This window comes from Nonomuraea sp. NPDC049725, assembly GCF_040674795.1.
Classification (GTDB): domain Bacteria; phylum Actinomycetota; class Actinomycetes; order Streptosporangiales; family Streptosporangiaceae; genus Nonomuraea; species Nonomuraea ceibae.
Genome location: NZ_JBFANJ010000011.1, coordinates 179,605 through 205,560 on the forward strand (window position 1 = coordinate 179,605; position 25,956 = coordinate 205,560).

15 protein-coding genes are annotated in these 25,956 nt (G+C 74.8%); 11 read left to right on the top strand and 4 right to left on the bottom strand.

The features are described 5' to 3' along the window. Positions 1-7: 7 nt before the first annotated feature. Positions 8-1,519, bottom strand: coding sequence for a phosphodiester glycosidase family protein (locus tag AB0J53_RS28085; protein WP_364177723.1), 1,512 nt, complete (start codon positions 1,517-1,519; stop codon positions 8-10). Between the two features lie 145 nt (positions 1,520-1,664). Between AB0J53_RS28085 and AB0J53_RS28090 the strand changes: the two genes are divergently transcribed. The 8 genes from AB0J53_RS28090 to AB0J53_RS28125 all read left to right on the top strand — a co-directional run bounded on the left by AB0J53_RS28090 (position 1,665) and on the right by AB0J53_RS28125 (position 9,896). Then, entirely contained in the window at positions 1,665-2,933 is a 1,269-nt protein-coding gene (locus AB0J53_RS28090) for an extracellular solute-binding protein (RefSeq protein ID WP_364177725.1), read from the top strand. Continuing rightward, a complete protein-coding gene (locus AB0J53_RS28095) occupies positions 2,930-3,772 on the top strand; it encodes a sugar ABC transporter permease (protein ID WP_219509373.1) in 843 nt (280 codons plus the stop codon). Before AB0J53_RS28090 ends, AB0J53_RS28095 begins: the two co-directional genes overlap by 4 nt. Continuing rightward, positions 3,769-4,587 (top strand): carbohydrate ABC transporter permease, encoded by an 819-nt coding sequence (locus AB0J53_RS28100; protein WP_219509374.1) that lies wholly within the window; start codon positions 3,769-3,771, stop codon positions 4,585-4,587. The genes AB0J53_RS28095 and AB0J53_RS28100 overlap by 4 nt, the downstream gene beginning before the upstream one ends. Positions 4,588-4,635: 48 nt before the next feature. Next, positions 4,636-5,823: an ROK family protein gene (locus AB0J53_RS28105; RefSeq protein ID WP_364177729.1), complete on the top strand. Its 1,188-nt coding sequence runs from the start codon at positions 4,636-4,638 to the stop codon at positions 5,821-5,823. 10 nt (positions 5,824-5,833) lie between these two features. After that, a complete protein-coding gene (locus tag AB0J53_RS28110; RefSeq protein WP_357589214.1) occupies positions 5,834-7,075 on the top strand; it encodes a Gfo/Idh/MocA family oxidoreductase in 1,242 nt (413 codons plus the stop codon). A gap of 32 nt (positions 7,076-7,107) precedes the next feature. Next, the gene (locus AB0J53_RS28115; RefSeq protein ID WP_364177733.1) at positions 7,108-8,061 is read left to right on the top strand and encodes an endonuclease/exonuclease/phosphatase family protein; all 954 of its coding nucleotides are present in this window, start codon (positions 7,108-7,110) and stop codon (positions 8,059-8,061) included. A gap of 111 nt (positions 8,062-8,172) precedes the next feature. Further along, positions 8,173-8,712, top strand: coding sequence for a TetR/AcrR family transcriptional regulator (locus tag AB0J53_RS28120; protein WP_364177736.1), 540 nt, complete (start codon positions 8,173-8,175; stop codon positions 8,710-8,712). Then, on the top strand, positions 8,709-9,896 hold the full coding sequence (locus AB0J53_RS28125) for an FAD-dependent monooxygenase (protein WP_364177739.1): 1,188 nt from the start codon (positions 8,709-8,711) through the stop codon (positions 9,894-9,896). Before AB0J53_RS28120 ends, AB0J53_RS28125 begins: the two co-directional genes overlap by 4 nt. 24 nt (positions 9,897-9,920) lie before the next feature. On the opposite strand, the gene AB0J53_RS28130 is transcribed toward AB0J53_RS28125, so the two are convergent. The 3 genes from AB0J53_RS28130 to AB0J53_RS28140 are packed head-to-tail and all read right to left on the bottom strand — an operon-like array spanning position 9,921 to position 14,065. Continuing rightward, positions 9,921-10,985, bottom strand: a complete 1,065-nt coding sequence (locus tag AB0J53_RS28130; protein WP_364177742.1) for a saccharopine dehydrogenase NADP-binding domain-containing protein — start codon at positions 10,983-10,985, stop codon at positions 9,921-9,923. Further along, on the bottom strand, positions 10,982-12,925 hold the full coding sequence (locus AB0J53_RS28135) for a condensation domain-containing protein (protein ID WP_364177745.1): 1,944 nt from the start codon (positions 12,923-12,925) through the stop codon (positions 10,982-10,984). The genes AB0J53_RS28130 and AB0J53_RS28135 overlap by 4 nt, the downstream gene beginning before the upstream one ends. 21 nt (positions 12,926-12,946) lie before the next feature. Beyond that, complete coding sequence (locus AB0J53_RS28140; protein WP_364177748.1) at positions 12,947-14,065, bottom strand: class I SAM-dependent methyltransferase; 1,119 nt, start codon at positions 14,063-14,065, stop codon at positions 12,947-12,949. A gap of 115 nt (positions 14,066-14,180) precedes the next feature. On the opposite strand from AB0J53_RS28140, the gene AB0J53_RS28145 reads away from it, so the two are divergent. Genes AB0J53_RS28145 through AB0J53_RS28155 form a run of 3 tightly spaced genes read left to right on the top strand, consistent with a single transcriptional unit; the run spans position 14,181 to position 25,956 of the window. Further along, positions 14,181-17,945 (top strand): amino acid adenylation domain-containing protein, encoded by a 3,765-nt coding sequence (locus tag AB0J53_RS28145; RefSeq protein ID WP_364177751.1) that lies wholly within the window; start codon positions 14,181-14,183, stop codon positions 17,943-17,945. Further along, complete coding sequence (locus AB0J53_RS28150; protein WP_364177754.1) at positions 17,942-24,412, top strand: SDR family NAD(P)-dependent oxidoreductase; 6,471 nt, start codon at positions 17,942-17,944, stop codon at positions 24,410-24,412. Before AB0J53_RS28145 ends, AB0J53_RS28150 begins: the two co-directional genes overlap by 4 nt. 2 nt (positions 24,413-24,414) lie before the next feature. Beyond that, positions 24,415-25,956 carry an ABC transporter substrate-binding protein gene (locus AB0J53_RS28155; protein WP_364177757.1) on the top strand — a complete coding sequence of 514 codons (1,542 nt, stop codon included), beginning with the start codon at positions 24,415-24,417 and terminating at the stop codon, positions 25,954-25,956.

Here is a 25,956-nt window from a genome sequence, read left to right on the forward strand (position 1 = left end):
GCCCCGGCTACGGTCTGAGCAGGATGGCGTTGCCCAGGGAGCGTTGTCCCGTGGCGTCGGAGGGCCGGTTGACGATGCCCGCTCCGGACGTGGCGAGCACGCTGGAGCCGCCGCCGTCGAGGTTCATCGCCTCCACCGCGCCGAGCCGCTTCATCAGCTCGGCCGTCCGCGCGATCCCGAGCCCTTCGCTGTATCCGGCCTGCCTGCCGTCGACGACCACGAGCATCAGGCGCCCGCGGTCGTCCATGCCGATCATGGATCGCGGGTTGGCGCGCAGCGTCCAGTTGTAGGTGAACGTCTGGTCGGCGCCCTCCCGGATCAGCCCGTCGGCGCCGGCGTTGACGGAGATCCTGCCGTCACGGACGAGGGTGGGCCCGACCTGCAGGATCGTGGTGTCGGGGGTGAGGGGTACGCGGTGGCCCCTGCTGTCCTCGACGCGCTCGGTGACGGTCAGCTTGCTTCCCGGGGCGGCGTGGCCGAGCAGCCAGGCGGCGCTGTCGCCGATGGCCTGGACGACCGATCCGCCGGCCGGGACGGCGGCGCCGCGCGTGGTGTTGACCGCGAGCACGGTGCCGTCGGCGTCGAGCACGGCCTCGGCGCCCTCGCCCGCGGGTGGCACGCCCCATTCGGGGGTGAAGAGCACCAGTTCGCTGGAGTCGGTGCACCTGAGGTCGTGCTGGGGCTTCTCGGTGGGCTGGTCGCCGCCGACGCCGCCGCAGTTCCACACCTCGCCGGGCAGCCGGTTGACGCCGTCGATCTCGGCCGTCGCCCCGCCCGCGCGCAGCGTCACGCGCGCGGTGAACGCGTCGACGTCGACCCGGCGGCCGCCGTGTGTGATCTTGATGCCGCCGCGGCCCTGGGTGGCGGAGCCGATGAGCTTGCCGTTCTTGACGTACAGGCCGCCGGGCGCCCGGTTGTAGAACCACTGGGCGTTGATCCCGGCGGCGGCGCCGGTCGCGGCCATGAGGTCGGTCAGCGTCTCGGGGCCGTTGAGCGCCTGCCCGAACTCGGTGTCCACGGTGCCGCGGAACTCGCGGAAGTCGACGCGCAGCACGTGCACCTTCTGGGGCGCGTTCGCGTCGGCGCCGTCCTGCGCGGTGTAGCGGGTGCCGCCGGCGAAGCCCGCGGCCCTGATGCGGGTCAGCTCGGCGGACGCCTCGCCGCTGGTGGCGTAGCGGCCCACCCGTACGGTCCACCCGAGGACGTCCGCCGGGCGGTCGGCGAAGTCCGGGAGGTCGACCCGCTCGACGCGGGGGGTGAAGCCCTTCTCGCGCAGGGCGGCGGCGATCCGGTCGGCGATCTGCCTCGGTCCGAGCGCGGTGCCCGCCGTGGCGGCCGGGCCGTCGAGGGTCGCGGGCAGGTAGACGTGGACCGTCCAGTGGTCGTCGGCGTCCTGGGCGCCCAGCGAGAGCGTGGTCAGGCTGACGCCCGGGGGCAGGCCGGGCGGGGTCGCTCCGGCCGTGGCGGGCAGCAGCACGGTCAGGGCCGCTACCAGGGACGTTAAGGCTGTGCTGGGCATGTGCGTCCTTCGTTCTCGTGGCCGGCCCGACCGAGACCCGTGTCTTGACGGCGCATCGAGCGGCTCCTATTCTTCAGGGTCAATTAATAAATGACCCTGAAAAAAAGAGCAACCCTCCGCACCCCACCGACCCAAGGACCCCCTCATGAGGAATCTGCTTCGGCTCGCGGCGGCCGCACTCACCGCCCTGCCGCTGACCGCGTGCGCCGCCGCCGGGAGCGACGGCCCCGTCGCGCTCACCTGGTGGCAGGGCCCGAACGCCGAGACGCCCACGCGGGAAGCCGTGGCCGCCTGCACGCGCGACGGCAAGTACACGATCAAGGTCGAGACCCTCCCCGAAGGCTCCGACAAGCAGCGCGAGCAGCTCGTCCGGCGGCTGTCGGCCAAGGACCGGGCGGTCAACCTCATCACCATGGACGTCGTGTGGACGGCCGAGTTCGCCGAGGCCGGCTGGATCCTGCCGCTGCCCGACGCCACCGCCAGGACCGTCACCGACGGCACGCTCGACGGCGCTCTCAAGTCCGCCACGTGGAAGGGCGAACTCTACGCGGCGCCGCTGCTGTCGGGCTCGCAGCTGCTCTGGTACCGCAAGTCGCGAGCCGCGCAGGCGGGCATCGACCCGGCCAAGGGCGAGCTGACCTGGGAACAGCTCCTGGCGGCGGCCGGCCGCCTGCCCGACGGCGAGCGCGGAGTGGCCACGCCCGGCAACCGCTACGAGGGGTACACGGTCTTCGTCAACGCGCTCGTCGCCTCGGCGGGCGGGCAGGTCGTCGACGCCGAGGGCCGTCCCGGACTCGACGGCGACGCCGGGCGGGCCGCCGCCACCGTCATCGGCTCCCTGGCCACCGGCCCGGCGGCGCTGAAGGGCCTGAGCACCCTCGACGAGGAGACCATGCGCGCCGCCTTCGAGCAGGGCGAGGCGTCGTTCATGACGAACTGGGGCTACGTCTACGCCGCGGCCGCCGAGCGCGCCGCGAAGGAGCCCGCGTTCAAGAAGGTCTTCGACGACTACGGCTGGGCCCGCTACCCGAGGGTCGCCGCCGACCGGCCCAGCGCCCCGCCGCTCGGCGGCTCCAACCTCGCCATCGGCGCCGGCACGCCGGAGGACCAGCGCGAGAGCGCCTACGCGGCCATCGCCTGCCTGACCTCCGCGCAGTCGCAGAAGGGCTTCATGATGGGCGCCGGCATCCCCGCCGCCCGCGCCTCGGTCTACGACGACGCCGAGGTACGCGCCGCGTTCCCGTTCGCCGACGTCATGCGCGACTCGATCGCCGAGGCGGAGCCCCGGCCGATGGTGCGCAAGTACAACGCCCTGTCGACCGCGATCCAGACCGCCTTCCACCCGCCCGCGTCGGTGACCCCCGACACCGCGGCCAAGGCCCACACGGCCGTCGCCGAGGCCGTGGGACAGTGAACCGGATCCGCACCGAGCGGCGGCTGGGCTGGCTCATGGCCGGCCCGGCGCTGCTCCTCATGACGGCGGTGACGGTGGTGCCCGTCCTGCGGACCGTCGCGCTGTCGCTGGAGAGCTACTCCCTGAGCGCCCCCGGCGAGCGCGCGTTCGCGGGGCTCGGCAACTACCGCGAGATCCTCACCAGCGGCGACTGGTGGCGCGACCTGTCCTCGACGGTCATCCTGACGGTCACCAGCGTGGGCATCGAGTTCGTGCTCGGCTTCGCCCTGGCGCTGGCCATGCACAAGGTCCTGTGGGGCAGGCAGCTGCTGCGCACCGTCGTGCTCGTGCCGTACGCCGTGCTCACCGTGGTGTCGGCGTTCGCCTTCCGCTTCGCCTTCCAGCCGTCGGTGGGCTTCGTGGGCGGCGACTTCAACTGGCTCGGCGAGACCTGGTCGGCGTACACGGTGATCGTGCTGACCGAGGTGTGGAAGACGACGCCGTTCATGGCGCTCATGCTGCTGGCCGGGCTCGTCACGGTGCCCGGCGAGGTCCACGAGGCGGCCAAGGTCGACGGGGCCGGCGCCTGGCAGCGCCTGTGGCGGGTGACGATCCCGGCCATCCGATCGGCGATCATGGTGGCGCTGCTCTTCCGCACGCTCGACGCGTTCCGGATCTTCGACACCGTCTACATCCAGACGCAGGGCGCCGTCGGCACCGAGACCCTGTCGTTCCTGAGCTACCGCTTCCTGATCAGAGACCTGGAGGTCGGCCTCGGCTCGGCCGTCTCGGTGCTGCTGTTCGTCTGCGTGGCGATGATCGCGGCCGGATTCGTCAGAGCGTTCAGAGGTGAATCATGAAACGGCGCGTCGCGGACATCCTGGTCACCCTGACCGTCGCGGTCTGGACCCTGGCCCCGATCGCCTGGGTCGTGAGCCTGTCGCTGAAGCCCGCCACCCTGCAGAACGACGGCCGCTTCCTGCCCGCCTCGCCGACGCTCGACAACTACACCGGGCTGTTCACCAAGCCGGTGTTCACCAGCGCGCTGGGCAACTCCGTGGGCATCTCGCTCATCGCCACGACCGTCTCGGTGATCGTCGCCATCTTCGCGGCCTACGCGATCGCGCGGCTGGCCTTCCGCGGCAGCGGGCTGGTGCTCGGCACGGCCCTGTGCCTGACGATGTTCCCGGCGATCGCGCTGGTCGGGCCGCTGTTCACGCTGTGGACCGAGCTCGGCCTGTTCGACACCTGGCTCGGCCTCATCATCCCGTACGTCTCCTTCTCGCTGCCGCTGGCGATCTGGCTGCTGACCTCCTTCTTCCGCACCATCCCGCGCGCGCTGGAGGAGTCGGCGCAGGTCGACGGCGCCACCCGGCTCCAGGCGCTCGTCCGGGTCGTCCTGCCCGCGGCCGTGCCCGGCGTGGTCACCACGTTCCTGCTGACCTTCCTGGGCTGCTGGGGCGAGTTCCTGTTCGCGATCTCGCTCACCTCGACCGAGGCCTCGCGCACGGTCCCCGCCGCGCTGGCCTTCTTCACCGGTGACTCGGAGTTCCAGCAGCCGTACGGCGCCATCGCCGCGGCCGCCCTGATGGTGACGGTGCCGGTGGTCGTCCTCGTCCTGCTCGCCCAACGCCGCATCGTCGCCGGGCTCACCTCCGGCGCCGTGAAGGGGTGACACCATGCCTCACGCCGGAACCCACCGTCTGCCCGAGAGAGTGCTGCCATGACGTCTTCCGCGACCGCTCCCTTGCTGCGCCGGCTCAACGCCGAGAAGGCGCTGGCCGTCCTGCGGGAGGTCGACACGATCCGCCTCGCCGAGCTGGCCGACGCCTCGGGCCTGTCCAGGCCCACGGTCGACGCGGTGATCGAGGATCTGCGCAGGATCGGGCTGATCGCCGAGACCGAGGACGCCACCGCCGGCCGCCGCGGCCGTCCCGCCAGGCTCGTCCGGCTGCGGGCGGAACGGGGCTACGTCGTCGGCATCGACATCGGCGTGCACAAGTGCGTCGTCTCGGTGGCCGACCTGCGCGGCGCCGTCCTGGCCACCGAGGTGCGGCAGCTCGGGCAGGAACTCGGCCGCAAGGCCCGGCTCGACGGTGTTCGGAGGACCGTACGAGCCGCGCTGAAGCCCGCCGGGGTCGACCGGTCCGCCGTCCTGGCGGTGTGCACGGCCACGCCCGGCGTCGTCGACCCCCGCACCGGGGTGGTGCTGGCCTGCGACGTGCTGCCCGACTGGAAGGGCCTCAACCTCAGGACCGAGCTGGGCCGCTCGTTCGGCGCGCCGGTCCTGGCCGACAACGACGCCAACCTCGCCGTGGTGGGGGAGCGCTGGCGCGGCGTGGCCGCCGCGAGCGAGGACGTCATCTACGTGCTGGCCGGCGAACGCCTGGGCGCGGGCATCGTCTCGGGCGGCCAGGTCTTCCGCGGCCACGACGGGGGCGCCGGTGAAATGGCCTTCCTCAGCCTGCTGGAGCACACCCCGGGAGCCGAGGGCATCGGCGCGCTGGCCAGCCATGTCGGCAAGGAGGTCGTGGCCCGGCTGCGCGAGCACGGCGAGCCGCCGGCCGGCCAGGCCGAGGGGCTGACGGGCGACGCCGCGCTCCTGATGGCCGCCGCCCGTGACGGCGACGAGGAGGCCCAGCAGGTCCTCGAGCAGATCCTGGCCCGCATCGCCAGGGCGGTCGGCACGCTGGCCCTGCTCCTGAACCCTGAGCTGATCGTCATCGGAGGCGGCGTGGCGGCCGCCGGCGAGCAGATCGCCGAGCCGATCCGCCGCAGGCTGCCGCAGATGACCTCGCTGCCGCCCCGGCTGGAGGTGTCGTCGCTCGGAGACCGGGCCGTCACCGCCGGGGCCCTGCGCACCGCCCTGGACGTCGTCGAAAGTTCCCTGCTGGACAACCTGAATGGCTGAGAAGAGAAGCATGTCACCTGTGTCGCTGGCCATCGTCGGAGCCGGGGACCGCGGCAGCGGATACGCCCGGTGGGCGCTGGAGCACCCTGACCAGGCCCGGATCGTGGCCGTCGCCGACCCGGTCGAGGAACGGGCCCAGGCCCTGGCCCGCCCGAGCGGCGCCCGGGTCTTCCCCGATTGGAGGCAGCTGGCCGAGGCGGGCCGGATCGCCGACGCCGTCGTGATCGCCACCCAGGACTCCGACCACGCCGAACCGGCCCGGACCTTCGCCGGGCTCGGCTGCCACCTGCTCGTCGAGAAGCCGCTGGCGCCGACCGAGGCCGAGTGCCGCGCCATCGTCTCGGCCGTCCAGCGGACGGGGGTGATCTTCGCCGTCTGTCACGTGCTGCGGTACGCGCCGTACACCGACACCGTGCGATCCGTGCTGAGCTCGGGCCGGATCGGCGAGATCGTCTCCGTCCAGCACCTCGAACCCGTGGGCTTCTGGCACCAGGCGCACTCCTACGTGCGCGGCAACTGGCGCAGGTCCGACCAGGCCAGCTTCATGCTGCTGGCCAAGTCGTCGCACGACCTCGACTGGCTCCAGTACGTGGTCGGCCGCCCGGTCCGCCGGGTGTCGAGCTTCGGCGGGCTCAAGCACTTCCGCCCGGAGAACCGCCCCGAGGGAGCGGCCTCACGCTGCCTCGACTGCGCGGTCGAGCCCGGCTGCCCGTACTCCGCGACGCGCCTGTACTTCGGACGGCTGCGCGAGGGGCGGCACGGCTGGCCGCTGAGCGTCGTCACGCCCACCTTCACCGAGGAGGCCCTCACCGGCGCCCTCCGGCACGGGCCGTACGGCAGGTGCGTCTACGACTGCGACAACGACGTCGTCGACCACCAGGTCGTCGCCCTGGAATTCGACGGGGGAGCCACCGGCACGTTCACCATGACCGGCTTCAACACCGGCGGGCATCGCCGTACCCGGATCTTCGGCACCCACGGCGAGCTGTCGTGCGACGGCCGGAGCGTCGTCGTCGAGGACTTCCGCACCGGCGACTCCACGACGATCGCCGTCACGCCGACCGGCGACCCCACGGCGGGCGGCGGCCACGCGGGCGGCGACGAGCGGCTCATGGAGGCGTTCGTCCGCGCCGTCGCCACCGGCGATCGCGGCCTGATCCGCTCGGGCCCCGCCGAATCGCTCGCCTCCCACCTGGCCGTCTTCGCCGCCGAACGGGCCAGGCTCACCGACCGGGTCATCACCGTGGAGTGAGGCCGGAACCGCAACAGGAAGGAGCTCGCCCCATGCGAGCAGCGCTCAGAACGGTCCTTTCCGCCCTCATCTGTTTAGCCCCGCTGCTCGCCCCAGGGCCCGCCCATGCGGACTCGCCCGACGCCGAGAACTGGCCGCGCCCGCGGTTCATCAGCTACAACGTCTGCGGCGGCGCGAGCCACTGCCCGCCGATCTACGAGGACTCCGCGATCGCGTGGCGGGACGTGGTCGTGCGCGCCCTGGACACCTGGGACGCCGACCTCGTGATGCTCCAGGAGGTCTGTTACGGGCAGTGGACCCTGCTGCGCGACCACCTGCGCGGCCGTACGGGCGAGCCCCGGTACGACTCGGTGTGGGCGGCGGCCCTGCCGTCCGCCCCCGGCTGCTCGCGCTGGGGCGACGACCTGCGCTTCGGCCTGGTGATCTTCGCCAAGGGCGGGACCGGGACGATCGACAACGGCTCCCGCGTCGTCCACCCGCTGCCCGAGGCGCGCGACGTCGAGAACCGGATCCTGCTGTGCGCCCGCGCCACCGTCACCGGCCGCCAGGTCCGCGCCTGCAACACCCACATCGACCCCGACGACGCGACCGCCAGGCTCCAGGTGGAGCGCGTGGCGGCCCTGACCGAGGGCTACGCGGCCCAGGGCGAGCCGGTGGTGCTGGGCGGCGACTTCAACGTGCTCCCGACGGACGACACCCTCGACCCGCTGTACGGCCACACCGGCGGGCACGGCGTGTTCCAGGAGGTCGACGAGAACGACAAGGAGCACTTCGGCTCAGCGTGCGCGCAGACCCGGGACCGCTGCAGGAGCGGTGAGGCGACGGCGAAGCTGCCGTGCTCGCCCCACGTCAGCGAGCCCGGGAAGATCGATTACGTCTTCCTCAGCCACTACTGGTTCACGACCGTCCGCGGCGACGCGGCGGCGTGCACGCCGGGCATGTCGGATCACCACCTGCTGCGCGGCGCGGCGGCCTGGGAACACTGACCGGCCCTTGCCCGCGGGCTCGTCCGGGCATACGATCAGGGCAGTCGTACAGGACGACTGCCCTGATCGGAGGAAGCCATGACGTCCCCGGCGGCCGAGCGCGGACGCGACGTGCGGAAACGCTTGCTGAACGCGGCGGTGGAGCTCATCCCCGAACGCGGCTGGGCGGCGGTGAGCACCCGGATCCTCGCCGAGCGCGCCGGGGTGACGCCGAGCGTGGTGCACTACCACTTCCCCTCGCTGCCGAGCCTGCTGCGCGAGGCCGCGACCGGCCGGATGAGGGAGCTGCTGGCCGGGCTGAACGAGCTGCTGGAAGGCGCCCGGTCGCCCGGCGACGCGATCGGGACGATGCTCGCGTCGGCCGAGGAGTACACCGGCGCCGACGCGAGCTCGCTGCTGTTCGTCGAGGCGTATCTGGCGAGCACCCGCGACGACGAGCTGCGCGGGCGGATCGCCGAGCTGGTCGCCGAGTTCCGGCAGCGGTTCGGCGGGTGGCTGGAGCGGCACGGGGTGCCCGCCCCGTTCGAGACGGCAGCCGTCCTGGCGGCCTCCGTGGACGGCCTCCTGCTGCACCGTGGCCTGGGCCTGAAGGCGGACGATCTCTCGGCGGTGCTCCACAGGCTCGTCCCCGCGCCGGTCGAGGAGGGATGAGCGTGCGAACGGTGATCTGCGGGGCCGGGATCAGCGGCCTGGCCCTGGCCCACCGGCTCGCCGCCCTGGGCGGCGAGGTCGTGGTGGTCGAGCGCGCCCCCGGGCCCCGCCCGCAGGGATACATGATCGACTTCTTCGGCCCCGGGCTGGAGGCGGCCGAGGCGATGGGGCTGCTGCCCGCGCTGGAACGAGCGGCCTACCACTACGACGAGGGGCAGCTGGTCGACCGGGACGGCCGCCGCCGCGCCACGCTCCGGACCAAGAGCTTCTCGCGCGGCCCGCTGCTGAGCCTGCTGCGCCCCGACCTCGAGGCCGTCCTGGCAGACGCCCTTCCGGCCTCGGTCGACCTGCGCTACGGCACGGCGCTGACCGGCGTGGCGAACCGCCCCGGCGGCGTGACGGTGACGCTGGCCGACGGCGGTGCCCTGGACGCCGACCTGCTCGTGGGAGCCGACGGGATCCACTCGACCGTCCGCCGGCTGGCCTTCGGACCGGAGGACCGCTACCTGCGCTACCTCGGCCTGCACACGGCGGCGTTCGTCTTCGACGCGCCGGACGTGCACGCCGCCGTCAGGCACGCGTTCTGCCTCACCGACTCCGCCGACCGGCAGATGGGCTTCTACGCGCTCCGCGACGGCCGGGTCGCCGCGTTCACGGTGCACCGCAGCGCCGACCCCGCGACTCAGGACGACCCCCGCGCGGCCGTCCAGCGGGCCTACGCCGGCCTGGGATGGGTGACGCCGCGCGCGCTGGAGCGGTGCCCGCCGGCCGAGGAGATCTACTACGACCAGGTCGCGCAGATCGAGCTTCCGGAGTGGAGCACCGGCCGGGTCGTCCTGATCGGGGACGCCGCCCACGCCGTGTCGCTGATCGCCGGGCAGGGCGCGTCGCTCGGGCTCGCCGGCGCCTTCCTGCTCGCCGACCGGCTCGCGCACGAGCCGGCGATCGAGCGGGCCACGGCCGGGTTCGAGCGGCTGTGGCGGCCCGTGGTCGAGGACAAACAGCGCAACGCCCGGTCGATGGCCCGCTGGTTCCTGCCCTCCTCACCGGCCGACCTGCGGGTCCGGCGCCTGATGCTCCGGCTGAGCCGGGTGCCCCTCGTCATGGGCTACGTCAGCTCGATCCTCGCGGGCAAGGACACCAGGCTCGCCGACCTCGCGGGGCCACGTCACCATCCCTGCTGAGCCGTCCCCGGCCCGGCGCGAGGGTCAGCTGACGACGAAATCCTCGACCAGCGGGTCGTCGCGCAGCTCGGCGGCGGTGGCGTCCGGGTCCAGGACCTCCGCCGCCAGATGGACGCCCGGCGGCACGGAGCCGGTGAGCACGGCGCGGGCGGCGAGCGCCATCACCACCCCGCTCAGCGCGTACGAGTCGACGGCCGTGAGGACGATCCGGCCGGGGCCGGGCGGCTCGCCGGGACGGGGGCGGGCGGTGAAGAGCATGACGTAGAAGGCGCCGAAGTCGGCGTTGTCCGCCAGCGAGGCGCGCACGACGGAGCCGGCGAGCGCGGCGGGATCGGCGCCGTCCGCCTCGGCCCAGGCCGCCGCGAGAGCCTCGGGGAGCCGGCCGGAGACGAAGACGTTGTAGCACCGCACCTCGTCGGCGCGGGTGTCGGCGGCCAGGGTCTGCGCCTCGGTGGTGAGGTACGGCCAGGCGTGCACGGGGACGGGGAAGCCCGGCAGCCGCACTCCGTGCAGCGGTGCGAGGGCGTTCGGCTCGACCCGGCCCCCGCGCCAGGCCGCCATCGGCGCCCCGAACCTGGGCCCCCTGGTGAGCAGCGCGTCCACGGCGGACAGGGGGGTGAACACGGCCGCGCCGCCCACGTACACGTCGAGCCGGCGCGGCGCCCGTCCCTTCGCCAGCAGCCTGGGCAGCAGCCCGGACAGACCCGGCATGACTCCAGCGGAGAACACCGCGGTACGGTCGCCCGCCAGGGGGTGGCCGGTGAGCGCGTCCTTGGCGGCCAGCTCGCCGCCGATGTCGACGTAGTCGGCCCCGGCGGCGAAGGCGGCGCGGGCCACGGTGTCCAGGACCCGGTACGTGGGCCCGGCGCAGCTGACCACGATCCGGCAGCCGTCGCAGAAGGCGGCCAGCTCGGCGGGGTCGCCGAGGTCCACGCGCACGGCGTGGGCCGGGCCGGGGAGGGAGGCGGCGACGTCGGCGGCTGCCGCCACGTTCCTACCGCCCACGCGCAACGGGCCGAGGCCGAAGGCCGCGATGCGCTGAGCGGCCGTCCGGCCCACCGCGCCGGTGGCGCCGAGCAGCCCGATCATCGCCCGTCCCCGAGACGGGTGCGGACGGCCAGCGCCACCCCGGCCACGGTCGGGTCGGCCAGGAACTCGCGTACCGGAACGGACGCCCCGGCCTCCTTGGCCAGGCGCACCACGGCCCGCACCGCGAGCAGGGAGTCCCCGCCCAGGCCGAAGAAGTCCGCGCCCCGGTCCAGCACGGGAACCTCCAGGAGGTCTTCGAAGACGTCGGCGACCGCCTGCTCCAGGTCGTCGGCGGGCGGGCCCTCCTGGTGGCGGACGGCCGCTTCCGGCAGCAGGCCGAGACGCAGCCTCTCGTCCGGCGCGGGTTCAGCGGCCTCGGGCAGGTCCGGCACCCGGTCCCAGCCGGAGCCGTCGGCGAGGGCGTCCACCAGGTCGACGAACTCGGCGAAGGCCGCCGTCACCTGATCGGGGTCGAAGAGTTCCTCGACGAGGGAGAAGACCGCGACCATCTCCGGGCCGAGCTCGAAGCAGCGCACCTCGATCGTGACCTGCGGGGTGCGCAACTGGTGGAAGTAGTCGGAGGCGACCACCCGGCCCAGCGGCCCGGCGTCCTCCGGAGGGCGGCCGCCCATCGCGGCGTCGACGCCGAGCACACTCTGGAACACCACCGGCCCGACCGGCCGCCGGCTGCCGCGTCGGCGGGCCAGCTCCCGGCCCACCTCCACGCCGGTGACCAGGTTGTGCGCCGCGTGCTCGCCGGACGCCGCCTGCGCGGCGGTGGCGAGCTCGGCGAACGTGGCGGCCGGGTCGAGGTCGAGGGGGAGCAGCATGGTGGCGGCGAAGGCGCCGACGACCCGCTGCACGTCGGGGTGCAGCGGCAGCCGGTTGAGCTGCAGGGAGTTCAGCAGCATCCGGCGATGCCCGGCCCAGCGGGCCAGCACCACGCCGAACGCGGTGAGCATGGCCGTGGACGGGGTGACGCCCCGGCTCGTGCACTGCTGCCGCAGCGCGCTCCAGCGATCGGCGCTCCAGCGATGCTCGCGGTTGCCCATTGTGACCGGGCGCACCCGCTGCGGGTCGGCGGCCAGCGGCAGGGCCGGCGGGCCGGGAAGCGCTTCCAGGCGGGACCACCACCAGTCGCGGTCGGCCTGCCACGCCTCGGTGGCGGGCAGGCCGGCGAGCGAGGCCACGTAGTCGCCGAAGTGGATCTCCAGCGGCGGCAGGGCGGCGTTCCAGTCGGCGGCGAAGGTGAGCAGGTCGCGGCTGAGCACGCTGGACGACCAGCCGTCGAAGACGAGCAGGCTCAGGCCCAGGTGGAGCCGCCCCTCGTCCTCCGGGAGCAAGGTCAGCCGCACGTCCAGCCCGGGGCCGCGGGCGGGGTCGGGGCCGCTGGTGCTCATCTCGTGCCGTACGTCCCGCAGCGTGGCGGCGATCTCGTCCGGGCTCGCCTCGCGCAGGTCGTACACCCGCACCCGCGGCACGGCGCCGGGAGCGCCGGCGGGCAGGACGTGCTGGCGGCCGTCGGAGGTGACGCGCGCCCGGAGCGTGGGCTGGTGCGCGGCCAGCCGCTCGATCGCGTCCGTGAGCGCGTCGGCGGCCTCGTCGCCGTCGACGCCGGTCAGCGCGTGGTCGAGGTAGTAGTGGGCCGAGTCGTAGGACAGCTCCCAGCCGTCCTGCTGGCCGACGAAGTACCCCTGCTGCAGGGGGAGCAGGGGGAACTCGGCGTGCGGGTCCGGGCGCGGGGTGACCGTGATCGGCAGGGCCCGCGGTCCGGGGCCCCCGGCCGCGCGTCGCCGGACGAGCTCGGCCAGCTCGTTCAGTGTGGTGTCCACGCGCACGTCGGACAGGGCCAGCGCGACGCCGAGGCGTTTGCGCACCAGCGCGGACATGCGCACCGCGAGGACGGAGTCGCCGCCCAGGCGCAGGAAGCCGGTGTCGTACGGGATCTCCTCGGGCGGCAGGACGAGCAGCTCCGACCAGATCTCGGCCAGTTCCTTCATGGGCACTCCCATCGTCAGTGATCAGCGGGTGGCGGCGAACAGGCGCTGCGACAGCGCGGTCAGAGGGTCGTCCCGCCGGGGCAGGTCCACGTCGACGCGCAGCCCGCTGCCTTCGAGGGCGGCCAGCCATTCCTCGCGGCGCAGGTAGGTGCGGGTGGTGCCGGCTCGGGCGTCGTGCCGCTCGGGCGGCCCGTCCGCGGTGGACAGCGCGAACGGCATGGAGGTCAGCGACTGGGGGTGTTCGCGGACGGTCTCGATGAGCAGCACCCGGCCGCCGGGGGCCAGCAGCGCGGCGATCCGGTCGAGCAGGCGGCCGACGTGCGGGGCGTTGTGCGCCATGGTCGCCGCGACGACCAGGTCCAGCTCTCCCGGCTGGCGCGGCAGGTCGCGGGCGATGTCGAGCAGCGCGTAACGCAGGAAGCCCGCGCCGAACCGCCGCCGCGCGGCGTCGAGGAAGAACGGCGACAGGTCGGTGAACAGGTAGAACTCGACCGGACGGCCGTCCAGCGCGGGCAGCAGGTCGGCGGTGGTCGCGCCGATGCCGGCGCCCAGTTCGAGGATGCGCAGTGGACGGCCGGTCCGTCCGGCGAGATCCCTCAGCACCTCGGCCGCGGCGGTGTTGAGGTAGCGGCTGATCAGGTTGCCGCGGTACACGGCCTCGGCGGTGCCCGGCTCGCCGTCCGGGTAGAGCAGCGCCTGCACGCCGACCTCGTCGCGCAGCAGCGCGGGCAGCTCCCGCAGCGACCGCAGCATCAGGTCCGCGAGCTCGGCGGGGTAGCCGAGCGCCGCCCGCGCGGACTCCATGCGGGCCCGGGCTTCGGCCAGCTCGGCCCGGCGTGGTGCGCGCAGGCCGTGGTAGCCGCCCGCGGCGTCGCGGCCGGCCAGGCCGTGCTCGTGGAGTGCGGCGAGCCAGTGCCCGGGGATCCACCGGTGGCGGGGTGCGGTGCCGAGGTCCTGCGCGACCGCGCCGGGATCGTGCGTTCCGCCGTCGCGCAGCCGGGTGCGCCGGTGCAGGTCGGCGGCGATGCCGAGCAGGATCAGCCGGTCCAGGTCCTGTACGGCTGCCGCGGCGCCACCGGTGGCGGATCCGGCGATCGCGGTGCGCCCGGCGCGGTCCGCTCGGTCGTTCAGTGGCGACATGAGGCGAGATCGTACGAAATAACGGTAATCATTTTCAAGATCTAGACAAAGGCCCTCGAAGCGTGTAGCAATGAAAACCGTTTTCGTTTTATTGTCTCCGTGGAAGGGGCCTCCCTTGGGTTCGGCCACCGTCGATGAAGTACTGGCCTGTCTGGCCGACGTGCTGGAACTCCGGCCTTCGGACCTCGACCCCGACGTCCCGCTCACCGCCCTGGGCCTGGAGTCCTTCACCGCCGTGCGGCTGCGGCGGCGGCTGGCCGAGGACGCCGGGCTGAACCTGCCGCTGACCGCCTTCCTCGGCGACGCGACCGCCCGCACCGTCGCCTCCGGCACCGTGCCGGAGGAGTCGGCCGAGGAGGAGCGGTCGTTCCCGCTCACTCCCGTCCAGGCCGCCTACCTGGTCGGCCGGGACCCCGCGTTCCCGCTCGGCGGCGTGGCGACCTTCTACTACTTCGAGTACGACCGCACGCCCCAGGACACGCCCGAGGCGGACCTCGACCGGCTGGAGAGCGCGTGGAACCGGCTGGTGCGACGGCACCCGATGCTGCGCATGGTCGTCGGCCCCGACGCCCGGCAGCGCGTGCTCGCCGAGGTCCCCGGCTACGTCATCCCGCGCACCGACCTGCGCGGGGAGTCCGCCGAAGCCGCGGCCGAGACGCTGGACAAGCTGCGCGCCGAATGCTCCCACCAGATGCTCCCCGTCGACCGCTGGCCGCTGTTCGACCTGCGTGCCGCGCTGCTGCCGGACGGCCGCACCCGGCTGTTCGTCGGTGTGGACGTGCTGGCCCTGGACCTCATGAGCTGGATGCGGCTGATGAGGGAGTGGGGCCGGCTCGTCGCCGACCCCACTTTGGAGCTGCCCGCTCCGCCGCTCGGCTTCGCGGATCTCGTACGGCGCAAGGCGGCCGACCCGGTCGAACGGCGGCGGCGTGAGACGGACGCGGCCTACTGGGCGCGCCGCGCGCCTGCCCTGCCGGACGGGCCGGCACTGCCCTGGAGCCGGGGCCCGGCGGAGTTCAGCGGGCACAGGCTCACCCGGCACGCCGCCGGGCTGTCCGCCGAGGAGTGGACGCGGCTCCGCAAGCAGGGCGCGGCGCACGGGCTGAGCCCGACCGGGCTGCTCCTCGCGGCCTTCGGCCTGGTGCTCCAGCGGTGGGGCGCCCGCGAGCCCTTCTGCCTGAACACCACCCTGTTCGACCGGGACGACCTCGCGCTCGGCGACGACACCCCCGGCCTGGAGAGCGTCGTCGGCGACTTCACCAGCACGGTCCTGGTGGAGATCCCGGTCGCGGACCCGGGCCGCTGGTACGGCTTCGCCGGCTATGCCGCGTCCGTCAACCGGCAGTTCTGGACCGACCTCGACCACCGGGCCGTCTCCGGCATGGAGGCGCTGCGCGCCGCGATCGAGGCAGGGGAACGGCCCAGGGAGACCGACGCGGCCACCGGGCTGCCCCTGCCCACGCACACCGTGGTCTTCACCAGCGGCGTCGGGCTGGCGGGGGCCGGGCAGGCGCCCGCGGCCTGGCTCGGCACGGAGGTCTTCGGCGTGTCGCAGACGCCGCAGGTGCTGCTCGACCACATCGTGTGGGACGAGAACGGCCGGCTCCGCATCGCGTGGGACGCCGTGGACGGGGCGCTGCCCGACGGGTTCGTCGACGGGATGCTGGCCGCGCACGTCCGCCTGCTGCGGCGGCTGGCCACCGAGCCGGAGCTGTGGACCGACCCCGCCCTCGGCTGGGACCCGTCGTTCCTCCCTGACGAGGACGTGCCCGGCGGGGCGTTCGGCGAGGCCGGGCCGCTCCTGGACGATCCGCTGCGCGCCGCCGCCTCGCGCGACCCCGGCGCGCCTGCCCTGCTCGGCCCGGCCCGCAGCGTCGAAGCGGGGGAGCTGGCCGAGCGCGCCGCTCGCAGCGGGCGGGCGCTCGCCGCCCTCGGGCTCAGTCCGGGGGAGCTGGTGGCGGTGGCGGCGGACAAGGGCATCGCCCAGGTCACCGCGCTGCTTGGGGTGCTCGCCGGGGGAGCGGCGTACGTGCCCGTCGAACCGTCCTGGCCCGCGAGCCGGGTGGCCTCGCTGTGCGAGCAGGCGTCCATCCGGCACGCGCTGCTCGCCCCGGAGGCCGACGCCACGCTGTGGCCGGACGGGATCACCGTCCATCGGCTGGACGACGACGGCGTGCTCGCCGGCCCCGAGGCCGAGCCCCGGCGCCCGGAACCGGACGACCTCGCCTACGCGATCTTCACGTCGGGCTCGACCGGACGCCCCAAGGGCGTGGCCATCGAGCACCGTGCCGCCCGCACCACCCTCGACGACCTCGCCGGACGCTTCCCCCTCACCGCCGAGGACCGGGTGCTCGCCCTGTCCGCGTTCAGCTTCGACCTGTCGGTCTACGACATCTTCTCCGTGCTCGGCTCGGGCGGCGGCGTGGTGCTGCCCGAAGCCGCCCGCCAGCGCGACCCCGGCCACTGGCTGGAGCTGATGGCGCGCCACCGCGTCACCGTCTGGAACACCGCGCCGGCCCTGCTGGAGATGCTGGTGGAGTACGCCGAGCTGGAGCCGGAGGCGACCCGGCGGGCGCTGGCCACGCTGCGGCTGGTGTTGCTGTCGGCGGACTGGATCCCCGTCACGCTGCCCGATCGGCTGCGGGCGCTGGCCCCGCACGCCGAAGTGGTCAGCCTGGGCGGGGCGACCGAGGCGTCCATCTGGTCGATCTGCCATCCGATCGGCGAGGTCGACCCCGCCTGGCCGAGCATCCCGTACGGCAGGGCGCTGCGGGGGCAGTCCTTCCACATCCTCGACGAGCACGGCCGGCCCTGCCCGGTCGGCGAGGCCGGCGAGCTGCACATCGGCGGGGACGGGCTGGCCCGCTGCTACGTCGGGGACCCGGCGCAGACGGCCGAGCGCTTCATCACCCATCCGATCCTGCGCCGACGCCTCTACCGGACCGGCGACCTGGGGCGCTGGCGGCACGACGGCACGATCGAGTTCCTCGGCCGGCTCGACCGGCAGGTCAAGATCCGTGGCCATCGCATCGAGCTGGGCGAGATCGAGGCCACGCTGGACCGGCTGCCCTCGGTCCGGCAGGCCGTGGCCCGCGCGGTCCCCGGACCCGACGACCGGCCCCGGCTGGTCTGTCACGTGGTGCCCGCGGACCCCGCCGCGCCGCCGTCGGACGACGACCTGACAGAGGCGCTGCGGGCAAGCCTTCCCGCCTTCATGGTGCCCAACAGGTTCCTGATCGCGGACGCGCTGCCGATCACCGACAACGGCAAGATCGACTACCGGGCGCTCGCCAACCCGTACAGCCGACCGCGGGAAGAGACCGCACAGCCCGCCCCGGCGGCAACCCGTCCGGGGACGGACGCACGCACGGTCACCGCGACCGTGACGCGCGGGCTGCGGCTCAGCCTGACCGTGTCGGCCGACGGCGTGATGGAGCTGGTCGTGGAAGGCGACGCGGGCGACCCCGCGCGGACCGTCACCCCGGCCGCCCAGCCCGAACCACCGCCCGCGCCGCCTGCCGCCCCGGGGCACACGGAGCCGGATCCCCAGGTGGAGCGGGCCGTGGCCCGGGTGTTCAGCGAGCTGCTCAAGACGCCGGTCGACGTCACCACGCCGTTCTTCCGGCTGGGCGCGTCCTCCCTGACCGTCGTCCTCGCCCACCGCACGCTGAGGGCGGAGCTGGACGAAGGGCTCACCGTGGTCGACATGTTCGCCCGGCCGACCGTCCGGGAGCTGGCCGCGTTCATCACCTCCCGCAAGGAGGTGGCCCAGGCCGGGCCGGAACCCGTACCCGTACCTGATCCCGCACCCGATCCCGTCGCCGGACGGGCCGCCGCCCGCCGGGCGGCGCGGGCACACGCCGCGGAGCTCGCCGGATGAGCGCCGTGCCGGACACCACCGGGCCCGGGCCGATCGCCGTCGTCGGCCTCGCCTGCCGCTTCCCCGGCGCCCCGGACGCCGACGCCTACTGGGAGCTGCTGCGCGACGGCCGCACGGGCCTCACCAGGTTCACCGAGAGCGAGCTGGACGGGCGCGGAGTCCCCGGACGGCTGCGCACCCATCCCGGGTACGTGCCGGTCGGCGGGATCATCGACGGCCAGGCGGACTTCGACCCGGAGCCGTTCGGGTTGAGCGACGCCGAGGCGGCCCTCCTCGACCCGCAGCAGCGCCTGTTCCTCGAATGCGCCTGGCACGCCCTGGAGCACGCCGGCCACGGTGGCGGGCGCGACGCCGGCGCGGTGGGCGTCTTCGCGGGCGCCATGCAGAGCGCCTACCTGGCCGGCAACCTCGCGGGCCGCTGGGATCCGACCGGCTCCGGCCGCGATCCGCTCGGGAGCCTGCAGACCGCGATCTCGACGCAGGCCGACTACCTGCCCCTGCAGACGGCGTACCGGCTGGACCTCACCGGACCGGCGGTGGCGGTGGCGACGAGCTGCTCCACCTCGCTGGTCGCCGTGCACCTGGCCGCGCAGTCGTTGCTGTCCGGCGAGTGCGACACCGCCCTCGCCGGCGGGGTGTCGCTGATCGTGCCCCAGGGGCAGGGGTACGTGCACGTCGACGGCGGCGTGTACTCGGCGGACGGCACCGTGCGGCCGTTCAGCGAGCACGGCACCGGCGTCGTCTACAGCCAGGGCGTCGGCGTGGTGGCGCTGCGCCGCCTGGCCGACGCGCTGGCCGACGCGGATCCCGTGCTGGCCGTGCTGCACGGCTCGGCGACGAACAACGACGGCGCCGGCAAGGCCGGGTTCACCGCGCCGTCCGTGCGCGGTCAGGCCCGCGTGGTGGCCGAGGCGCTCGCCGTCGCCGGTGTCTCGCCCCGCGAGATCGGCCTCGTCGAGGCGCACGGCACCGCCACCCCGCTGGGCGACCCCATCGAGGTGGCCGCGCTGCGGCGGGTGTTCGGGGACAGCGGCCCGGCCTGGTGCGGGCTCGGCTCGGTGAAGGGCAACATCGGCCACGCGAACTCCGCCGCCGGCATCGCCTCGTTCATCAAGGCCGTCCTGGCCGTGCACCACCGCGTGCTGCCCCCGACGCTGCACGCCCATCCGCTCAACCCCCTTCTCGACCTGGAGCGATCGCCGTTCGAGGTGATCACCGCGGCCCGGGAGTGGGACACGCCTTCGCTGGCCGGGGTGAGCTCGTTCGGCATCGGCGGCACCAACTGCCACGCCGTGCTGGGACCGGCCCCGCACCGCCCGCCGTCCCCGGCCGACCGGCGGCCGCAGCTGCTGGCCGTGTCAGCGGCCACCCCCGAGGCGGCGCGCGCCACCGGACGGGCCCTCGCGGCCCGGACCGAGCTCGACGAGGCCGACCTGGCCTACACGCTGGCGGTCGGCCGCTCCCCGCTGGCCTACCGCGTGGCGGGGGTGGGCCGGGCCGGGCTCGCCGCGGCGGCGCCGGTCGAGGCGGCCGGCCCGGCCCCGCGCGTCGTGTTCGCCTTCCCCGGCGCGGGCAGCGCCGGCCCCGGCATGGGCGGCGGGCTCTACCAGGACGAGCCGGTCTTCGCCGAGGCCGTCGACGCGTGTGCCCGCCTGCTGCTCCCGCTGCTCGGCGCCGACGTCCGTGACGTCCTGGACCCGGGGGTCGCCGAGGATCGCGTCCGCGACGTCGCCTTCGGGCTGCCCGCCCTCTTCGCCGTGTCGTACGGCGCGGCCCGGCTGCTGGAGTCCTGGGGCGTGCGGCCCGACGCCCTCGTCGGCCACAGCCTCGGCGAGTGCACGGCCGCGGCGGTGAGCGGCGCGCTGCCCCTCGCCGAGGCCGCCAGGCTGGTGGCGGCCCGGTGCGCGGCCGCCGCCCGCGCGGCCGGGGGCGGCGCGATGCTGGCCGTGCCGCTCGGCGAGCACGACGTGCGCGAGCTGCTGTCGCGCCATCCCGAGCTCGACCTCGCCGCCGTCAACGCCCCGGGCGCCTGCGTCGTGTCCGGCCCCGCCCCGGCCGTCGACCGGCTGGCCTCCGAACTGCGGACCGGTACGAGGCTGCGGGTGACCGCGGCGATGCACTCCCGGCGGATGGAGCCGGAGCTCCCCGGCCTGGGCGAGGCGCTCGCCGGGCTGACCGGCGGCGTCCCGGCCGTCCCCGTGTTCAGCACGGTCACCGGCGCCTCGATCGGCGCCGAGCTGGGCCGGGCCGGGCATTGGACGCGGCAGTTGCGCGAGCCGGTGCTGTTCGGGCGGGCCCTGCGGGCGGCCGTCGGCGACGAAGGGCAGGCCCTGGTCGTCGAGGTCGGCCCGGGTACCGCCCTGGCGGCGCTGACCCGCAGGAACGCGCTGCCCGGCGTGCGCTCGGTCGTGACCACGATGACGCCCGACGAGCCCGGGAGCGCAGCAGCGCGGCAGGCGGCGGGAACCCTGTGGGCGCACGGCGTGCCGGTGGATCTGGCCGCGCTGCCGGCCCCGGGCAGGCGGCGGGTGCACGCACCCGGGTACGCCTTCCAGCGCCGCCGCCTGTGGATCGACCCGCCGGCTTCGGGCACGCCCGGCGAGCATCCTGACATCACCGGGGACGAGCCGCTGCAACTGCCCGTCTGGAGCCAGGTGCCCCCGGCCGAGCCCGCCGCTGCGCCCGGCGGCCGATGGGCCGTGACCGGAACCGGTGCCCTGGCGGACGCGGTGCGCGCTGAACTGGCGGCCGGTGACCTTCCGGCCGCCGGCGAACCGCTGACCGGGCTGGTGGTCGTGGCCACGGAGGACGGCGACGACTCCCCGGACGGGGTCTCCGCCGCCGTCCTGGACTTCGGCGCGGTCGCGGGCAGGTGGGCCGCACAGGCCGAGCAGCCGGTCCTGTTCCTGGTCACCCGGCACGCCGAGCAGGTGGCAGGCGATCCGCCGCCCGATCCGGCCAGGGCGGCGCTGAAGGTGCTGCCGCGGGTGCTCGGCCAGGAACAGCCCGGCCTGCGCTGGGCCACGCTCGACCTCGGCAGCCCCGCCGATCCCGGAGCCGACGCGGGCGCGGTGCTCCGCGAGCTCGCCGCGCTGGCGGCCGGGACGGAGGCGGGCGCCGAGACGGCCCTGCGGGGCGCGACCCGGTGGCGGCGCGGCACGACCTCCTGGCGGCCCGGTGGCGGCGAACGGGCGCCGTCACCCGGCACCGTCCTGATCACGGGCGGGCTGGGCGCTGTGGGCCAGGTGCTCGCCAGGCATCTGGCCGGTCGCGGCCATCGGGTGGTGGTCACCTCGCGCACGGCGGGGCGGGGCGGCAAGCTCGGCGAGGCCGGAGTGGAGGTGCGCGTCTGCGACGCCACCGACCCCGCCGCCACGACGGCCCTGGTCGAGGAGCTGTCCGCCGACGGGCCGCTCGAACTCGTCGTGCACGCGGCCGGCGTGATCGCCGGGGCACGGCTGGACCCGCTCCGATCCCTGGAGGCCGGGCAGGTCACCGGGCAGGTGGGGGCCAAACTCGGCGGCGCGGTGGCGCTGCGGGACGCGATCGCCGCACTGCCCGAAGCGAGGCGTCCCAGGACCGTCCTGCTCATGTCCTCGGTGACCACGCTGGTGGGCGGCGTCGGCATGGGCCCCTACGCGGCCGCCAACGCCGCGATGGACGCCTTCTCCCGCGCCGCCACCGGCCCCACCCGGTGGGTCAGCGCGGTCTGGGACGGCTGGCGGGCGGGCCTCGACGGCGCGGAGACGGCCGTGGTGCTCGCCGGCGCGCTGGACGAGGCCACCGGCACCGGAGCGCTGGACCGGCTGCTGGCAGCCCGGGACTCCGGCCACCTGCCCGCCGCCGTGGTGATCGCGGCGACCGACCTCCGGCCGCGGATCGCCGAGGCCGGCCGCCCCAGGCGGATCGCCGCCGCCGGGGACGTCACGCGGCTCAGCCCGGGCGAGCGGGCCGTGGCCGGCATCTGGTCCGAGCTGTTCGGCACCCCCGTGACCGATCCTGACGCCGACTTCTTCTCGCTGGGCGGGCACTCCCTGCTGGCCGCGCGCATGCTGGCCGCGCTGGGCGAACGCTTCGGCGTCCGGCCCGGCATGCGGGAACTGCTGGCCTCACCCACCGTGGCCGGGATCGCCGGACTCGTCACCTCCCCGCGCCCGCGCGAGAGGACGGCGGAGGAGGACCTGCCGCCCGAGCCCGCCGTCGAGCCCGCCGTCGAGCCCGGCGGCACGTTCCCGATGACCCGCGTCCAGCACGCCTACTGGGTCGGCCGGGACGGCGGCTACCGCTGGGGAGACCTGCCCTGCCACTTCTACCTCGAACACGACTGCCCCGCCCTCGACCTCGACCGCTACGAACAGGCGTGGAACCGGGTCGTGGCCCGGCATCCCATGCTGCGCGCCGTGGCCACCCCCGAGGGGGAGTTCCGCGTGCTGGAGAGCCTGCCGCGTTACCGGATCCGGGTGCACGACCTGGCCTCGACGCCGGAAGAACGCAGGGCGGAGCGGCTGGCCGCCCTGCGAGAACGCCTGTCGACCCGGCCGGGACCGCCCGACCGGTGGCCGCTGGCGCAGATCCAGGCCGCCCGGCTGCCCGGCGGCGTCGTGAGGCTGTTCATCGGGGTCGACGTGCTCGTCTGCGACGCGGCCAGCTGGTGGATCATCGAGTCGGAGCTGCGCACCCTCTACCGGGACCCGGACGCCGCCCTGCCGCGCCTCGACCTCCACCCGGCGGCCTGCGCGGCCGCCCTGGAACGGCAGGACGAGCGCGCCGCCGCCTACTGGCGGGAACGGCTCGGCACGCTTCCCGGCCCGCCCCGCCTGCCGGTCGGCGATCCGGCCGGCACGCCGCCCCGCTTCGTGCGGCGTGCCGTACGGCTGGACCGCGACGCCTGGGCGGCGCTGCGGGCCGCCGCAGCCCGTCACCGGGTCACCCCGGCGGCGGTGCTGCTGACCGTGTACACCGACGCGCTGGCCCGCTGGGCGGGATCCGCCGGCTTCTGCGTGACGCTGACCCTGTTCGACCGGCCGCCCATCCACCCGCACGTCAACCGCGTCGTCGGCGACTTCACCTCGCTGCTGCTGCACGAGGTGCCGGCCGCTCCCGCCGCCACCTTCGCCGAACGGGCGGCCGCCACCCAGGCCCGCATGTTCGACGACCTGGACCACCGGGGCTTCTCCGCGCTGGACGTGCTCACCGAGCAGGCGGCCGGAACGGGTGAGGTGCGGCCGGTGCCGGTGGTGTTCACCAGCGCGCTCGGCGTCGCCGGCATGGTGGAAGGGGAAGAGAGCCTGGAATGGGCCGGTGAGCAGGTGTACGCGGTCTCCCAGACGCCGCAGACCTGGCTCGACCACCAGGTGCTGGAGCACGACGGCGAGCTGCGGCTGCAGTGGGACGCGCTCGACGGCGTCCTGCCCGCCGACGAGCTGGACGCGGTGATCGCCGAGCACGCCGCGCAGGTGCGGGACCTGGCGGTGAACCCGGCCGCGTGGACGGGCGACCGGCCCCCGCGGGCCTCCGTCCCCACCATGCCGGACACGGCACGGTCCGGCGTGCCGGGCACGGTGCGAGCCGGCGCGCGGGACATCGTGCTGCCGTTGCGGGCCGAGCCCGGCGGAGCACCCAGGCCCACCCTGTACCTGGCCCATCCCTCGGGCGGCGACGTGCTCTGCTACGCCGAGCTGTCCCGGCTGCTGGATCCCCGCGTGGACGTGGTCGCGCTGGCCGACCCCGAGCTGGCGGGAGCGGCCGGGCCGGGACCCGGGACCGTCGAGGGAATCGCCCGGCAGTACCTCGCGGCGATCGACGCGGCGGGCGGTCCCGGCCCCTGGCTGATCGGCGGCTGGTCCATGGGCGGCACGGTGGCCCAGGAGATGGCCCGGCACCTGCACGCGGGCGGCCGGCACACCGCGCTGCTGGTGATGCTCGACTCCAACGACCCGGCGCTGATCCGCGACGTCCCCGGCCATGACGCCGACGAGGTCGCCTGGCAGGTGGCGGTCCGGCACCTTCACGCGCTGGAGGCGTACCTCGGCATCGACCTGGACGCCGGCGACGCGCTGGCCGCCGTTCCCCCGGAACGGCGCATGGCCGCGGTCGCCGACCGCCTGCGCGGGCACCGGCTGCTGGGCCGGGGCGAGGACCTGACCGTGCGGCTGGGGGTGTTCGCCAGGCACCTGCGCGCGCTGGCGGCCCACACCCCGCGCTACCTGGCCGACCCGGACACCACGACCCTGCTGATCAGGGCGGACCGCCCTTCTCCCCGCAACTCCGGCATAGGGATGGGCGTCGACGACACCCCGCCCGGCCGGCCCGACCTCGGCTGGGGACGCCACCTGGCCGGAGTGGTCCAGTCCGCCGGTGTCGACGCCCACCACTACGGCCTGCTGCACCCCCCGGTGCTGCCCGCCGTCGCCGACCTGATCAACGCCGCGCTCGACAAGACGCTGGCGCGACTTCGCGAAAGGTAACCATGCGCTCCCAGTTCCGCCGCCGGACGGCGGCGGTCGTCACCGCTGTCGCCGTCCTGGCGGGCTGCGCCGGCAACGCGCCCGCAGCCGCCCCCGCCCCCGCCGGACCTCCGGCGGCGGCGAACGACACCGTGCGCTACGCGGCGCCCGGCTCCCCGTCCAACGCCGTCACCGACCCGCACGGCCTGCTGCCGGGGGAGAGCGACATGGTCAGGATGGCCCTGACCTACGACGTCCTCACCGTCCCCGGCGCCGACGGCTCCACGCAGCCGCGCCTGGCGACCGAGTGGCGGCCCGACAAGACCCTGACCAGGTGGCGGATCACCGTCCGCGACGACGCGACGTTCTCCGACGGCCGTCCGGTCAGGGCCGCCGACGCGCTGTTCTCGCTGCGCCGCATGGGGGAGAAGGCGGCGGAGAACTTCGGCCGCATGGCCATGTTCGACCTCGGCGCCTCCAAGGTGATCGACGACACCGCCTTCGAGCTGGTGACCAGGAAGCCCTACGCCGAGGTGGGCAGGGCGCTGGAGGGCGCCACCTTCGTGGTGCCGGAAGGCAGCGACGACTTCGGCGAGCCCGTGCCCGGCTCCGGCCCGTTCCGCCCGACCGCCAGGGGCGGGGCACAGGCCGTCGTGTACGAGCGGAACGACGACTGGTGGGGGCCCGCCCCGCCCTCCAGGTTCATCGAGGTGCGCGCCGTCCCCGATCCGCAGGCGCGCGCCCAGGCCCTGCTGTCCGGCCAGGTGGACCTGGCCGGCGGCGTGCCCGCCACGCTGGCGAAGCAGCAGGAGGGCAACAGCGCGGTACGCCTGCTCCGCAGGCCGGGCGCCACGCTCTACCCCCTGGTCATGCGGATGGACACCGAGCCGTTCGACGACCACCGGGTCCGCGAGGCCGTCCGGCTCGCGCTGGACCGCCGGCAGCTCCTCGACACCGTCTTCCTCGGGTACGGCGAGATCGGCAACGACCTCATCACCCCCAAGGACGCCTCCAGCCCGCGGGACCTGCCCCAGCGCACCCGCGACCTCGGCCGGGCCAGGAAGCTCATGGCCGACGCGGGGCTGGCCGGCGGCGTCGACCTCACCCTGCACACCACCACCGCCTACCCGGGCATGGACAGCGCCGCGACCCTGATCTCCCAGCAGCTCGCCGGCATCGGGATCCGGGCCGAGGTCAGCCTGGAGCCGGCCGACACGTACTTCTCCGAGATCTACGGGCGCAAGCCGTTCTACCTCAGCTACCTGGGCGGGATCCCGTTCCTCGACGTGGTCAGGGTGGCGCTCACGCCCGGCTCGCCCACCAACGAGACGGCCTGGAAGGACCCCGCCTGGTTCGCCGGCCTGGACGAGGCCCTGGCCGAGGCGGACGACGCCAGGCGGAGCTCCCTCCTGGCGGACCTGCAGACCGAGCTGCGTGACCAGGGCGGCTACGCGGTCTGGGCGCTGAGCGACCGGCTCGACCTCGCCAGGGCCGGGCTGAGCGGCGTGCCCGAGGGGATCGGCTTCGCCTCGGCGTTCATCGACCAGGTGAGCCTGGACGGCTGA

What these genes read in the sequence shown, in the direction of transcription:
- AB0J53_RS28100 (WP_219509374.1), top strand. Translation starts at nt 3,769, where the DNA reads ATGAAACGGCGCGTCGCGGACATCCTGGTCACCCTGACCGTCGCGGTC.
- AB0J53_RS28140 (WP_364177748.1), bottom strand. Translation starts at nt 14,065, where the DNA reads ATGTCGCCACTGAACGACCGAGCGGACCGCGCCGGGCGCACCGCGATC.
- AB0J53_RS28135 (WP_364177745.1), bottom strand. Translation starts at nt 12,925, where the DNA reads ATGAAGGAACTGGCCGAGATCTGGTCGGAGCTGCTCGTCCTGCCGCCC.
- AB0J53_RS28150 (WP_364177754.1), top strand. Translation starts at nt 17,942, where the DNA reads ATGAGCGCCGTGCCGGACACCACCGGGCCCGGGCCGATCGCCGTCGTC.
- AB0J53_RS28090 (WP_364177725.1), top strand. Translation starts at nt 1,665, where the DNA reads ATGAGGAATCTGCTTCGGCTCGCGGCGGCCGCACTCACCGCCCTGCCG.
- AB0J53_RS28130 (WP_364177742.1), bottom strand. Translation starts at nt 10,985, where the DNA reads ATGATCGGGCTGCTCGGCGCCACCGGCGCGGTGGGCCGGACGGCCGCT.
- AB0J53_RS28110 (WP_357589214.1), top strand. Translation starts at nt 5,834, where the DNA reads ATGTCACCTGTGTCGCTGGCCATCGTCGGAGCCGGGGACCGCGGCAGC.
- AB0J53_RS28115 (WP_364177733.1), top strand. Translation starts at nt 7,108, where the DNA reads ATGCGAGCAGCGCTCAGAACGGTCCTTTCCGCCCTCATCTGTTTAGCC.
- AB0J53_RS28105 (WP_364177729.1), top strand. Translation starts at nt 4,636, where the DNA reads ATGACGTCTTCCGCGACCGCTCCCTTGCTGCGCCGGCTCAACGCCGAG.
- AB0J53_RS28155 (WP_364177757.1), top strand. Translation starts at nt 24,415, where the DNA reads ATGCGCTCCCAGTTCCGCCGCCGGACGGCGGCGGTCGTCACCGCTGTC.
- AB0J53_RS28125 (WP_364177739.1), top strand. Translation starts at nt 8,709, where the DNA reads ATGAGCGTGCGAACGGTGATCTGCGGGGCCGGGATCAGCGGCCTGGCC.
- AB0J53_RS28085 (WP_364177723.1), bottom strand. Translation starts at nt 1,519, where the DNA reads ATGCCCAGCACAGCCTTAACGTCCCTGGTAGCGGCCCTGACCGTGCTG.